This window comes from Streptomyces griseomycini (assembly GCF_014203535.1).
GTDB classification, from domain to species: Bacteria; Actinomycetota; Actinomycetes; order Streptomycetales; family Streptomycetaceae; genus Streptomyces; species Streptomyces griseomycini.
In genome coordinates this window covers 454666-467949 of record NZ_JACHJI010000002.1, presented here as the reverse complement: position 1 = coordinate 467949, position 13284 = coordinate 454666, and the positions used below count along the sequence as shown (strand labels likewise).

Annotated in this window: 12 protein-coding genes; 6 read left to right on the top strand and 6 right to left on the bottom strand. The window is 73.5% G+C overall.

Features of this window, described 5'->3' with window-relative positions:
- Positions 1–27 precede the first annotated feature (27 nt).
- The 3 genes from FHS37_RS06670 to FHS37_RS06660 form a co-directional block, all read right to left on the bottom strand.
- On the bottom strand, positions 28–276 hold the full coding sequence (locus FHS37_RS06670; RefSeq protein WP_184818105.1) for a hypothetical protein: 249 nt from the start codon (positions 274–276) through the stop codon (positions 28–30).
- Positions 277–348: 72 nt separating this feature from the next.
- Positions 349–852, bottom strand: coding sequence for a sigma factor-like helix-turn-helix DNA-binding protein (locus FHS37_RS06665; protein ID WP_184818104.1), 504 nt, complete (start codon positions 850–852; stop codon positions 349–351).
- 168 nt (positions 853–1020) lie between these two features.
- Positions 1021–1539 (bottom strand): MarR family winged helix-turn-helix transcriptional regulator, encoded by a 519-nt coding sequence (locus FHS37_RS06660; RefSeq protein WP_184818103.1) that lies wholly within the window; start codon positions 1537–1539, stop codon positions 1021–1023.
- Between the two features lie 163 nt (positions 1540–1702).
- On the opposite strand from FHS37_RS06660, the gene ilvA reads away from it, so the two are divergent.
- The 3 genes from ilvA (at position 1703) to FHS37_RS06645 (ending at position 4980) form a co-directional block, all read left to right on the top strand.
- Positions 1703–2932 carry a threonine ammonia-lyase gene (gene ilvA, locus FHS37_RS06655; RefSeq protein WP_184818102.1) on the top strand — a complete coding sequence of 410 codons (1230 nt, stop codon included), beginning with the start codon at positions 1703–1705 and terminating at the stop codon, positions 2930–2932.
- A 162-nt stretch (positions 2933–3094) separates the two neighbouring features.
- On the top strand, positions 3095–4138 hold the full coding sequence (locus FHS37_RS06650; RefSeq protein WP_184818101.1) for an ATP-binding cassette domain-containing protein: 1044 nt from the start codon (positions 3095–3097) through the stop codon (positions 4136–4138).
- Complete coding sequence (locus FHS37_RS06645) at positions 4135–4980, top strand: ABC transporter permease (RefSeq protein ID WP_184818100.1); 846 nt, start codon at positions 4135–4137, stop codon at positions 4978–4980. Before FHS37_RS06650 ends, FHS37_RS06645 begins: the two co-directional genes overlap by 4 nt.
- A 78-nt stretch (positions 4981–5058) precedes the next feature.
- Here FHS37_RS06645 and greA read toward each other — a convergent pair whose 3' ends face one another.
- Complete coding sequence (greA, locus tag FHS37_RS06640; protein WP_184818099.1) at positions 5059–5556, bottom strand: transcription elongation factor GreA; 498 nt, start codon at positions 5554–5556, stop codon at positions 5059–5061.
- Positions 5557–5757: 201 nt separating this feature from the next.
- Positions 5758–6156 (bottom strand): DUF4307 domain-containing protein, encoded by a 399-nt coding sequence (locus FHS37_RS06635; RefSeq protein WP_184818098.1) that lies wholly within the window; start codon positions 6154–6156, stop codon positions 5758–5760.
- A 147-nt stretch (positions 6157–6303) separates the two neighbouring features.
- On the opposite strand from FHS37_RS06635, the gene mca reads away from it, so the two are divergent.
- A complete protein-coding gene (mca, locus tag FHS37_RS06630; RefSeq protein WP_184818097.1) occupies positions 6304–7185 on the top strand; it encodes a mycothiol conjugate amidase Mca in 882 nt (293 codons plus the stop codon).
- Positions 7178–7438: a hypothetical protein gene (locus tag FHS37_RS06625; protein WP_184818096.1), complete on the top strand. Its 261-nt coding sequence runs from the start codon at positions 7178–7180 to the stop codon at positions 7436–7438. The genes mca and FHS37_RS06625 overlap by 8 nt, the downstream gene beginning before the upstream one ends.
- 54 nt (positions 7439–7492) lie before the next feature.
- On the opposite strand, the gene FHS37_RS06620 is transcribed toward FHS37_RS06625, so the two are convergent.
- Positions 7493–10693, bottom strand: a complete 3201-nt coding sequence (locus FHS37_RS06620; RefSeq protein WP_184818095.1) for a tetratricopeptide repeat protein — start codon at positions 10691–10693, stop codon at positions 7493–7495.
- A 536-nt stretch (positions 10694–11229) separates the two neighbouring features.
- On the opposite strand from FHS37_RS06620, the gene FHS37_RS06615 reads away from it, so the two are divergent.
- Positions 11230–13263: a thioredoxin domain-containing protein gene (locus FHS37_RS06615; protein WP_184818094.1), complete on the top strand. Its 2034-nt coding sequence runs from the start codon at positions 11230–11232 to the stop codon at positions 13261–13263.
- The last annotated feature ends 21 nt before the right edge of the window (positions 13264–13284 follow it).

The following is a 13284-nucleotide window of genomic DNA, read 5'->3' as shown; positions in this document are numbered from 1 at the left end:
GCCTGCCGCGGTGCGCGCCGGGCCGGTTCACCAGCCCGTCAGGGGTGGGGTCGTCTCCGACGGCGGCTCCACCCAGGGGCGGACCGTCAGCGCCCACACCGTGAACGCCACGGCCGCCGCGAGCATCAGCAGCCACGTCGCGCGGCGCACCAGCGTCCTGCGCCGCAGGATGCGGGCACCGCGCCGCACGGCCTCCGCGTGGAGCCCGGGCGGCACCGGGGGCGGCGGCCGCTCCAGCAGCCGCCGTGCGGTCGCCTCACGGTTCATCCGGGCCATCTCCGCCTCCCGCCGTGGCCGTCGTCACCCTGTCACCGCCGTCACCGGGGCCCGCCGGGCCGAGCGGCGGCCTCATGACGGCACCGTCTCGACCCCGCCCACCGCCGCGGCCGGTTTCCGGGGCGGGCTCAGGAGGACCGCCATCGCGCGGTGGAAGACCGTCCGCACGCGCTCCGCGGGCAGACCGAGCAGGGCCGCCGTCTGCTCCTCGGCGACGCCCTCGTGGAGCCGCAGCACCAGGACCAGGCGTTCCTGCGGGGTGAGCCGGGCGAGGGGGCTCTCCGGGTGGGCACGGGAGCGGAGCAGGCCGCCGCGCCGGCGCCAGGTGCCGTGCGCGAAACGGGTCGCCAGGTGCTGGCGGGTGACGTCGTAGGGGTCCTCGCCGCGCAGCCGGTCCCAGGACGCGTACGTGTGGGCCAGGGCCAGGGTCAGCAGGCGCCGCGCGCGCGGGTTGTCGCCCGGGGCCTCCGCGGTGAGCAGCGTCGCGGCGTGCAGCAGCCGTCCGCCCGCGCCCGCGACGAACGCCTCGAACTCGCGGGCCCGGCACAGATCCCGGGACGCATGCCGTGGTCGCAACCGCGCCTCCCGTCACCCCTGACCGAGCCGGTCCCGGCCGCGTACGGTCTTCGGCGGGCGCGTACGACGAGGGGACCCGGTTTCATATGAGGCCAGGGCCCGCCCCGCGGTCAAGGGCCGCGCACGCCCGGAACCGGGTCGTCCGCGTAGGGCGGACGTCCGGGGCGGTCAGGACGTCGACTGCCCCTCCGGACCCGGTGCCCCCTGTGCCGCCATCCGCGTGGACAGCGCCCCGTTGAAACGCGTCAGGAGCGCGCAGAACGCCTCGCGCTCCTCCGGCTCCCAGTCGTGGGTCAGCTCGGCCATCAACTGACGCCGCGAGGCGCGCACTTCCTCCAGCCGCGACTGTCCGCGCGGGGACAGCTGGAGCACGACCGCGCGTCCGTCCTCGGGGTGCGAGGTCCGCTTGACCAGGCCGGTGTCCACGAGCGGGGCCACCTGCCGGGTGACCGTCGAGGAGTCGATGCCCATGCTCGCGGCGAGCGCCTTGACGCCCATCGGACCCTCCTTGTCGAGGCGGTTGAGCAGCAGGTAGGCGGCGCGGTCCATGGAATTGCGCACCTGGCCGACCCCGCCGAGCCGCGTCTGTTCGGCGCGGCGGGCGAACAGCGCCACCTCGTGCTGCAGCGTGTCGAGAAGACCGGTGTCACCGACGGCAGTTGCGTCCGTCGTCATGTCCATCGACATTTCAGGTGTTGTGGGCATGGCCGGGGGCTCACTTCGTGGAGGGCTGCTTGTGTGGGGGACAGGGTACGCGGCCGGAGGGCGGGTCGTGCGGGCGCTGCGCAAAGCGGAGTCCGCGGGTTGGTCACAGCGGTCGCGGACACGTGTGAACTGCGATGCTGGAGGCATGAGCTACAGCACGGCCGGCTCCTTGCGGGCCGTCACCCTCGACGATGTGCGCGGCGCCCAGAAGATGCTCTCGGGGGTGGCGCGGACGACCGCGATGGAGGGCAGCAGGCACCTGTCCCGGCTGGTGGGCGCGCCGGTGCACCTCAAGTGCGAGAACCTGCAGCGGACGGGGTCGTTCAAGCTGCGCGGCGCGTACGTCCGGATCGCCGGGCTGCTGCCCGAGGAGCGTGCCGCCGGTGTCGTCGCGGCGAGCGCCGGCAACCACGCGCAGGGTGTCGCGCTGGCGTCGTCGCTGCTCGGGGTGCGCTCCACGGTGTTCATGCCGAGGGGCGCCCCGCTGCCGAAGATCAGCGCGACCCGGGACTACGGCGCCGAGGTGCGGCTGCAGGGCCAGGTGGTGGACGAGTCGCTGGCCGCCGCCGAGGAGTACGCGCACGACACGGGGGCGGTGCTCATCCACCCCTTCGACCACCCGGACGTCATCGCGGGCCAGGGCACGGTGGGCCTGGAGATCCTGGAGCAGTGCCCCGAGGTGCGGACGATCGTCGTGGGCGTCGGCGGGGGCGGGCTGGCCGCCGGCGTCGCGGTCGCGGTGAAGGCGCTGCGGCCGGACGTGCGGATCGTCGGTGTGCAGGCGGCGGGCGCGGCGGCGTACCCGCCCTCGCTGGCGGCCGGGCACCCGGTGTCGGTGCGCAACCCGGCGACGATGGCCGACGGCATCAAGGTGGGGCGGCCCGGTGACGTGCCGTTCGGGATCCTCGGCGAGCTGGTGGACGAGGTGCGCACCGTCACCGAGGACGAGCTGTCCACGGCGCTGCTGCTGTGCCTGGAGCGGGCCAAGCTGGTCGTCGAGCCGGCCGGGGCGAGCCCGGTCGCGGCGCTGCTGAGCCGGCCCGACGCCTTCGACGGGCCGGTCGTCGCGGTGCTGTCCGGGGGCAACGTCGACCCGGTGCTGATGGAGCGCGTGCTGCGGCACGGCATGGCCGCGCAGGGCCGCTACCTGGCCGTCCGGCTGCGTCTGACGGACCGGCCGGGCGCCCTCGCGTCGCTTCTCGGGGCGTTGTCAGTGGTCGACGCTAACGTCCTCGATGTGAGCCACGTACGGACCGATCCACGGCTCGGGCTCACGGAGGCGGAGGTCGAGCTGCACCTGGAGACCAAGGGTCCGGCGCACTGCGCCGAGGTCGACCGGGCCCTGCGCGACGCGGGCTACACGGTGATGGACTGATCCGGACGGCCCGGCACCGGCCAGGGACCACGGTTCCTGGTCACCCGTTCGGGAAAATGCATTGAGACACGCGATACATCGCGTTATGGTGTGTGCCGCGTCACTGCTCCTCTGCGCGAACCCAGTCCTTCCGAAGAATTCCCCGACGACGTGGAGACTCATATGCCAGGCGCCATCTACGCCGAAGGTCTGGTGAAGACCTTCGGGGACGTCAGGGCACTGGACGGCGTCGACCTCGATGTTCCCGAGGGCACCGTCCTGGGCCTGCTCGGGCCGAACGGCGCGGGCAAGACCACCACCGTCCGCTGCCTGACCACCCTGCTGCGACCCGACAGCGGCAAGGCGGTCGTCGCCGGCCTCGACGTGCTGAAGCAACCCGACGCCGTGCGCCGCTCCATCGGCCTGTCCGGCCAGTTCGCGGCCGTCGACGAGTACCTGACCGGCCGCGAGAACCTGCAGATGGTCGGACAGCTCTACCAGATGAGGGCGAAGGCGGCCCGGGCCCGCGCGGACGAGCTGCTGGAGCAGTTCCACCTCGCGGACGCGGCCGACCGCACCGCCAAGACCTACTCCGGAGGCATGCGCCGCCGGCTCGACCTCGCGGCGGCCCTGGTCGTCTCGCCGCCCGTGATGTTCATGGACGAGCCGACGACCGGCCTCGACCCGCGCAACCGGCAGCAACTGTGGGAGGTGATCAAACAGCTCGTCTCCGGGGGCACGACGCTGCTGCTCACCACCCAGTACCTGGAGGAGGCCGACCACCTCGCGCACGACATCGCCGTCGTCGACCACGGCCGGGTCATCGCCCAGGGCACCTCCGACCAGCTCAAGGCCCGCACCGGCGGCGAGCGCGTCGAGGTCGTGGTGCACGAGCGGGAGGACATCCGGGCCGCCTCCGCCCTCCTGGACAAGTACAGCCTGCGCGGCCCCGGCAAGGGCGACACCACGGTCGAGGAGCACATGCGCAAGATCACCACCCCGGTGGCCGGCGGGGCGAAGCTCCTGGCCGAGATCATCCGCGAGCTCGACACCCACGGCATCGAGATCGACGACATCGGTCTGCGCCGCCCGACCCTCGACGACGTCTTCCTCTCCCTCACCGGCCACGTCGCGGAGGCCGGGGGCGAGGACGAGGGCGACGGAGAGCGCACCGCGCGCGACGCCGGAGGACGAGGACACCGCTCCAGCAAGGAGGCCGCGAAATGAGCGCCGTCACCGACGCCGTGCGGACCACGGCGCCCGGCAACCCCATCGCCCAGTCGATCCGGGACTCCCTGGTCGTCGCCCGCCGGAATCTGATCCGCATGGCCCGGATCCCGGAGGTGGTCATCTTCGGGCTCATCCAGCCGATCATGTTCGTGGTGCTGTTCTCGTACGTGTTCGGCGGCTCCATGGACATCGGCGGCAGCACCAGTCCGGAGGTCTACCGCGAGTTCCTGATGGCGGGCATCTTCGCCCAGACCGTCACCTTCGCCACCGCCGGAGCCGGCGCGGGCATCGCCGAGGACATGCACAAGGGGCTCATCGACCGCTTCCGCTCCCTGCCCATGGCACGCGGCGCGGTGCTCACCGGCCGCACCCTCGCCGACCTGGTGCAGACGGCGCTCACCCTGCTCGTGCTCGCCGTCGTCGCCCTCCTCGTCGGCTGGCGCACCCACACCAGCTTCGGTGAAGTGCTCGGCGCGTTCGCCCTGCTGCTCCTGACCGGGTACGCGTTCACCTGGATCGGCGCGGTCATCGGCCTGTCGGTCCGCACCCCGGAGGCGGCCACCTCCGGCGGACTCGTCTGGCTCTTCCCGGTCACCTTCGTCTCGAACGCGTTCGTCGACTCCGACAACATGACGCCCTGGCTGCGCCACATCGCCGAGTGGAACCCGTTCAGTGCCACCGTCCAGGCCTGCCGCGAGCTCTTCGGCAACCCCGGGGTCTCCACCTCGGACGCCTGGCCCATGCAGCACCCGGTCTGGGCCTCGCTGATCTACTCGGTCCTGATCATCGCGCTGTTCAGGACCCTCGCCGTGCGCAAGTACCGCTCGGCCGCGACATGACGAAGTCCGGCCGCGGCATGACGAAGCCCCCGGCACCGCACAGGGTGCCGGGGGCCCGTCGGAGACCTGCGGGGCGGGTCAGCCGTTGTAGGGCTCGGCCTTGAGGATCTTCACCGAGGCCTTCTTGCCGTTCGGCAGCTCGTACTCCGCGTCCTCGCCGACCTTGTGGCCGATGACGCCGGTGCCCAGCGGGGACTGCGGCGAGTAGGTCTCGATCTCCGAGCTCGCGTACTCGCGCGAGGCCAGGAGGAAGGTCAGCGTGTCGTCCTCGTCGCCGTCGAAGGCGATCGTCACGACCATGCCGGGCGCCACCGCGCCGTCGGCCGCCGGCGCCTCGCCGACCTTGGCGTTCTCGAGGAGCTGGGTGAGCTGGCGCACACGGAGCTCCTGCTTGCCCTGCTCTTCCTTGGCCGCGTGGTACCCGCCGTTCTCACGCAGGTCGCCCTCCTCGCGCGCGGCGGCGATCTTCGCGGCGATCTCCGTGCGCGCGGGACCAGTAAGGTACGCAAGCTCGTCCTTGAGCTTGTTGTACGCCTCCTGGGTCAGCCAGGTGACGTTCTCGCTGGTCTGGGTCACAGGTGCTCCTCGTAGGTACTGGGAATACAAAGCATCGCCCTCCCCAAAGGATGTTCCTCCACGGATGGGCGAAACCACGAGCCTAACAATTGAGTGCCCAAAGGGGGAGGACATAAGCCCCCTCACTCGTGTCAGCGCAGGTCAGCCGCCGTGTATTCCTGGTGGTCGGCCTGGTGGCTCCCCGCCTGCTCCCCGCCGGCGTCAGTCCGCGTGGCAGCCGACGAGCTCGGCCGTCGTGCCGGGGGAGGTGGTGCGGAGCGTGACGACCTCGTCGATGCGCGTGTCGTCCCCGTCGAAGCGGAAGTCGGCACGGCCCACCTCGGCGCCGTTCTCGGCCTGGGAGCGCACCGTGCAGTAACCGCCCGCCCCCGCGTCCTTGCGCACCTCCAGGTGCACCTTCACGGCGTCCTTCCCGAGGTCGAAGCTGATCACCTCGGCGCTGATCTCGTTCTTGGCGACGTGGTGGTAACCGAACCAGCCGATCAGCCCGAGCGTCACCACGGCCAGCACGGCGCCGACGACCCTGAGCGTGCGGTCGGCCCGCTCGTCCGAGGAACGGCCGTAACGGCCCTCGGGCGGCCGCGTGCTCGCCGTACTCATGATCGTCTCCTCGGCAGGAAGGGGACGCGGGTCCCGTCATGGACGAGGGCCCGGATCCCGGAATTATTCGCCCCCCGATTCGGTCACTATAGAAGCCTGCGACTGCGCCGCCGCACACAGGGCGCCTACCGACTTGAGGATTGAGTCTTGACTGACCAGCTGCGACTGATGGCCGTCCACGCCCACCCCGACGACGAGTCGAGCAAGGGAGCGGCCACCATGGCGAAGTACGTGTCCGAGGGGGTGGACGTGCTGGTGGTGACCTGCACGGGCGGGGAGCGCGGCTCCATCCTCAACCCGAAACTGCAGGGCGACGCGTACATCGAGGAAAACATCCACGAGGTGCGCAGGAAGGAGATGGAGGAGGCCCGCCAGATCCTCGGCGTGCAGCAGGAGTGGCTCGGCTTCGTCGACTCCGGCCTGCCCGAGGGCGACCCGCTGCCGCCGCTGCCGGAGGGCTGCTTCGCCCTGGAGGACGTCGACAAGGCGGCCGGCGAGCTGGTGCGCAAGATCCGCTCCTTCCGCCCCCAGGTGATCACCACCTACGACGAGAACGGCGGCTACCCGCACCCCGACCACATCATGACCCACAAGATCACGATGGTGGCGTTCGAGGGCGCGGCGGACACCGAGAAGTACCCGGAGGAGGAGTACGGCCGGGCGTACCAGCCGCTGAAGCTGTACTACAACCAGGGCTTCAACCGCCCCCGCACCGAGGCGCTGCACCAGGCCATGCTGGACCGCGGCCTGGAGTCGCCCTACGGGGACTGGCTCAAGCGCTGGAACGAGTTCGAGCGCAAGGAGCGCACGCTCACCACGCACATCCCGTGCGCCGACTTCTTCGAGACCCGCGACAAGGCGCTGATCGCGCACGCCACGCAGATCGACCCCGACGGCGGCTGGTTCCGGGTGCCGATGGAGCTCCAGAAGGAGGTCTGGCCCACGGAGGAGTACGAGCTCGCCAAGTCCCTCGTCGACACCTCCCTCCCCGAGGACGACCTCTTCGCGGGCATCCGGGACAATGCCTGACATGAGCGCAAGCGCAAGCCTGGCAATCACCCACCTCGTCCCCCTCGCCAAGGAGCTCGACGAGGACAAGGTCACCCCCGGTGTCCTCGGCTTCATCGTCTTCGCGGTGATGGCCCTGGCGGTCTGGGCCCTGATGAAGTCGATGAACCGCCACATGGGCCGGGTCGACTTCCCCGAGGCCGAGGACCCGGAGAGCCGGTCCGAGGGCGACACCGAGGCGGTCGCCTCCGGGGGCAAGAAGAAGAACGGCTGAGCCCGCGCGGCCCTCCGGAACCCCGGAGGGCCGCCCGCGGGTTCCTGCGTCCTCCTACGCCTTCGACCCCACGGCCACTCCCATCACCTCCCGCGCGTGGCGGCTCGGGACCATGCCCAGGCGCCAGGCCTGCCAGCCCGCCTCCAGGCTGACGCCCCGCTCCAGCAGCAGCTGGTAGGCCTCCACGTAGTCGTCCAGCTTCCCGTCGCGGGAGGAGTGGACGGCCCGGCCCAGCTGGGACAGCTCCTCCTGGGCCACCGCCGTGCCGACCTCCGTGCCGCCCGGGGCGGCGTACGGCAGGAGGGTGCAGCGCAGGAAGCGGGCCCAGTCCTCGCCGCGGCGGTCGCCGTAGGACGCGAACAGCGCCACCGCCTCGTCGCACAGGGCCAGCGCCTGCTGGGTGCGGGCGTTGCCCGCGTCGACGACCGCCAGCTCCAGACAGGTCCACGCCTCGCCGTGCGCCACGCCGATGCGCTGGAAGTCGGCCCGGGCGTCCACCAGCAGCTGGCGGGCGAAACCGGAGTTGCGCAGCGAGCCGGTCCGGGCCGCCCGCTGGTCGCGGGTCACCCGCGCCGAGTGGTGCCGGGCGCAGGCCAGGCCGTAGACGTCCCGCATCCGGGAGAACATCGTGCGGGCGCGCTCCAGCTCGCGCACCGCCCGGTCCAGGTCGCCGGTCTCCTCCAGCGCCTGGCCCAGGTAGTACAGCGTCCAGGCCTCGCCCCGCGCGTCCTCGTTGTCCCGGTGCCGGGCGGCGGCCCGCCGCAGGTCCTCCACCGCACCGGAGGCGTCACCGTCCACGAGGCGGGCCCGGGCCAGCTGGGTGAGCGCCCAGGCCTCGCCGCGGGCGTCGCGGGTACGGCCGTACAGCTCGAGGGCCGCGCGCAGCTCGCCCTCGGCGCGCGGGACGTCGCCCGTGCGCAGGTACAGCTGGCCGAGCTGGTAGTGCGCCCAGGCCTGGCCGTGCACGGACTCGCCCGCCCGGTGCAGCACCAGCGACTCGGTCAGCAGGTCCAGCGCCTCCGCCAACCGGGCGCGGTCGCGCTCCACCGCCGCCAGCGCGTGCATCGTCCAGGCGCGGTCCGTGGCCAGCTCGGGCGCGGCCTGCAGGTCCAGCGCCTCGCGCAGCTTCGCCGACGCCTCCGTCAGACTGCCCTGGTGGTGCATCGTGATGCCGAGCGAGGTCAGCGCACGGGCCGCGCCCGCGTCGTGGTGCGCCTCCCGGTACAGGTCCACGACCGACGCCAGGGTCGTGCGCGCCTTGTCCAGCTCGCCCAGCTGGCGCGCCGCGATGCCCGTGCGCCACTGCACCGAGCGCACCAGCAGGCCCTCGTCCACCGCCTGCGCCAGCTCGCTGATCTCGCCGAGGCGGTACAGGTCGCCGCGCAGCAGGCAGTAGTCGCACAGCGCGCCCAGCAGGTTCAGCACCGCCGCCCGGTCCACGCCCTCCGCGTGCCGCAGCGCCGCCGTGATGAAGCTCGACTCGTCGTCCAGCCAGCGCAGCGCCTCGTCCAGCGAGGTGAAGCCGTACGGGCCGAAGCGGTCCGAGCGGGTCGACATGTTGCCGTCGACCAGCCGCAGCACCGAGTCGGCCAGCTCGGCGTAGTTCACGATCAGCCGTTCCTGCGCCGCCGTGCGCTCGGCCGGGTCCTCCTCGTCGAGCAGCCGGGCCAGCGCGAAGGCGCGCACCAGGTCGTGCAGCCGGTAGCGGCTGTGCCGCACCCGGTCGACCAGACCGGCGCGGGACAGCACCTCCAGGTGCCGGGTCGCCTCCGCCTCGTCGGTGGCGAGCACCGCGGCCGCCGCGGCGGCGCCCAGCGAGACCCGGCCGGCCAGCGCCAGCCGGCGCAGCAGCCGCCGCACCGTCTCCGACTGGTCGGTGTAGCGCAGCCACAGGGCCCGCTCGACCGGCTCGACCGGGCCGTACGCGCCCAGGTCCGTGGCCAGCGCGCGCGGTGACCGCGGCCCCAGGGACGAACCGGCGAGCCGCAGCGCCAGCGGCAGCCCCCCGCACAGCTCCCGCACCCGGTCGGCGGACTCGGCGTCGTACGGCCCCGGGGAGTCCTGCGCGGCGGCGGCCAGCAGTTCCTCCGCGCCCGCCGCGTCCAGCGGCTCCACCGGCAGCTGGTACACCCGGGCCGGAAGGTCGTCGGGCAGGCCGAGGGGGGCGCGGGCGGTGACCAGGACCAGGCTGTCGGACCGCTCGGGGATCAGCGTGCGGACCTGCTGCGGATCGGAGGCGTCGTCGAGGACGACCACGACCGGGGTGCCCGTCAGGTGCTGGTGGTACAGCTCGCCCAGCCGTCTGACCTGCTGGTCGGGGGAGGACCGCTCACGGAACAGCAGCTGCTCGCGGGGCGCCCCGAGCCGGTTCAGCAGGTGCAGCAGCGCGTCCCGGGTGGACAGCGGCGGCTCGCCGGAGCCCTCGCCGCGCAGATCGACGACGCAGGCGCCGCGGAAGTGGTCCCTCAGGTCGTGCGCGGCGCGCACCGCGAGCGTCGTGCGGCCGCTGCCGGGAGCCCCGTGCAGCACCACCACCGTCGGCTGCGTCTCGGTGCTCGCGCGGGCCGCCTGCACCCACTGCCTGATCCGCGCCATCTCCTGCCGTCGGCCCGCGAACGGGCCCAGCGGCTCCGGCAGTTGACCGAACGACTGCTCCAGCACGCTCCGTCCGCGGGCCACCGCGCTCTTGTCCGTGCCGCGCAGCTGCGGCCCCGGCTTCTTCCGCCCCGTGGACGCGGCCAGCACCCGCTGCTGGTCCAGGAACGGACGTATCCCCCGCACCTCCAGCGCCGTCAGCCACTGCAGCCGCAGCTGCTCGGGCCCGCCCGGCTGGCTCACCGCACCGGCCCGGTGGTGGACGGCGGGCACGTGCGCTCCGGCCACCTTCACCACGGTCGCCACCGCCCCGGCCACCCCGGCGGTCACCCCGGCGCTCAGGGCCGTCCCGGCGTCCGTCCCGAGCGCCATGTCGGCGACCACGGCGGCCACGCCCGCCACCCCGGCCGCCAGCAGCGGTGTCCCGGCGCCCTCGCGGGCGTAGCGCTGGCGGAAGGTGAGCTGCCCGGCCTCCGCCTCGTCCAGGGCGCGGGTGTACGCCTCGTACTCCTCGGACGCCGTCCGCGCCATCGCGTCCAGCGCCCCGCGCGCCCGCGCCAGCAGCACCTTCCCGTCCGTGCGCCCGCCCGAGCGGCGCACCTCCTCCTCCACGGCCCGCGCCAACAGCCGCTCGGCGTCCGCCCGATGACCGTCCCGCATGTCACGTCCCCCTCCGGCGGCGACTCCTCTGCCCATGAGTGTGCTTCGGACGGGGCGTCGGCGCGAGGGGGCGACGATCGCCGATGGGCGACGGCCGGGGCGGACGGCCCGGGCGGCGTGGGGGCGTCAGGCCGCGATCCCGGTGCGCGGACCGTGGCGGTGCCCGCAGCGGTGTTCTCCGCCGCGCGGCGAGGACGTGGCGTGCCCGCCGCCACGGTTCGCGCAGACCGTGGCGTACGGGCGCGACGGACCGGCCCGCCGCGCCCGCATCACCCTGGAGCCGGGCACCGGCCGGGAGGCGGCCACCGCCGCCGCGACCCGGCGGCGCCGCGCACCGCGGGCACCGCCCCGACCGTGGTGCCGTACACGGGGGTCACGGGCGTGGCGCCGGCCCCCACGCCGCCCGCGGTCGTCGGCACGGTTGCCGGTCGGCGCCGCGCCGCGGGCCGTCCAGCTGACCGGCGCCCGCGAGCGGCACCGGCGAGGCGCTCCCGCCCTTCCGGGCGAGCCCCCGGCGGGTGCGCGAAGATGGGGGCATGCCGAACCGACTGGCGCACGAGACGTCCCCCTACCTCCTTCAGCACGCCGACAACCCCGTCGACTGGTGGCCCTGGTCGGACGGGGCCTTCGCGGAGGCGCGCGAACGGAACGTGCCCGTCCTGCTGAGCGTCGGCTACTCGAGCTGCCACTGGTGCCACGTCATGGCGCACGAGTCCTTCGAGGACCGGGCGACCGCCGACTACCTGAACGGGCACTTCGTGAGCGTCAAGGTGGACCGCGAGGAGCGCCCCGACGTGGACGCCGTCTACATGGAGGCCGTGCAGGCGGCGACCGGGCACGGCGGGTGGCCGATGACCGTCTTCCTCACGCCGGACGCCGAGCCGTTCTACTTCGGCACGTACTTCCCGCCCGAGCCGCGGCACGGCATGCCGTCCTTCCTGCAGGTGCTCCAGGGGGTCCACCAGGCGTGGGAGGAGCGGCGGGACGAGGTCACCGACGTGGCCGGGAAGATCGTGCGGGACCTGGCCGGCCGGGAGATCTCCTACGGGGACGCGAAGGTGCCGGGCGAGCAGGAGCTCGCGCAGGCGCTGCTCGGGCTGACCCGGGAGTACGACCCGCAGCGCGGCGGGTTCGGCGGGGCGCCGAAGTTCCCGCCGTCCATGGTGATCGAGTTCCTGCTGCGGCACCACGCCCGCACCGGCGCCGAGGGCGCGCTGCAGATGGCCCGGGACACCTGCGAGCGGATGGCGCGCGGCGGGATCTACGACCAGCTCGGCGGCGGCTTCGCCCGGTACTCGGTGGACCGGGACTGGGTGGTGCCGCACTTCGAGAAGATGCTCTACGACAACGCGCTGCTGTGCCGGGTGTACGCCCACCTGTGGCGGGCCACCGGCTCGGAGCTCGCGCGCCGGGTGGCGCTGGAGACCGCCGACTTCATGGTGCGCGAACTGCGCACGCCCGAGGGCGGCTTCGCCTCCGCGCTGGACGCCGACAGCGACGACGGCACGGGCAGGCACGTCGAGGGCGCGTACTACGTGTGGACGCCCGCGCAACTGCGCGAGGTGCTCGGGGAGGACGACGCGGAACTCGCCGCGCGGTACTTCGGGGTGACCGAGGAGGGCACCTTCGAGGAGGGCGCCTCGGTGCTGCAGCTCCCGCAGCGGGACAAGGTGTTCGACGCCGCGCGGATCGACGGCGTCAGGACGCGGCTGCTCGCGGCGCGCGCCGAGCGGCCCGCGCCCGGCCGGGACGACAAGGTCGTCGCCGCCTGGAACGGACTCGCCATCGCCGCGCTCGCCGAGACCGGGGCCTACTTCGACCGGCCGGACCTGACCGAGGCCGCCGTCGCCGCCGGCGACCTGCTGGTGCGGCTGCACCTCGACGACCACGCCCGGATCGCCCGCACCAGCAAGGACGGCCGCGTCGGCGCCAACGCCGGCGTGCTGGAGGACTACGCCGACGTCGCCGAGGGCTTCCTGGCGCTGGCGTCGGTGACCGGGGAGGGGGTGTGGCTGGAGTTCGCCGGGCTGCTGCTCGACCACGTGCTCGCCCGCTTCACCGATCCCGAGTCGGGCGCCCTGTACGACACCGCGGCCGACGCGGAGCGGCTCATCCGGCGTCCGCAGGACCCGACCGACAACGCCGTCCCGTCCGGCTGGAGCGCCGCCGCGGGCGCCCTGCTGAGCTACGCCGCCCACACCGGGTCCGCTCCCCACCGCACCGCCGCCGAGCGGGCGCTGGGCGTGGTGAAGGCGCTCGGTCCGCGGGTCCCGCGGTTCATCGGGTGGGGGCTCGCGGTCGCCGAGGCGGTGCTGGACGGGCCGCGGGAGATCGCGGTGGTCGGTCCCGCGCCGGACGACGAGGCCACGCGGACCCTGCACCGTACGGCACTCCTGGGCACGGCGCCGGGCGCGGTGGTCGCCGTCGGGACGCCGGACGGTGACGAGTTCCCGTTGCTCGCCGAACGGCCGCTGGTGCGGAACGGACCGGCCGCGTACGTCTGCCGTAACTTCACGTGCGACGCGCCGACGACCGATCCGGACCGGCTGCGCGCGGCACTGGGCGGCTGAACGGGCAAGTGGGCCGGGCGA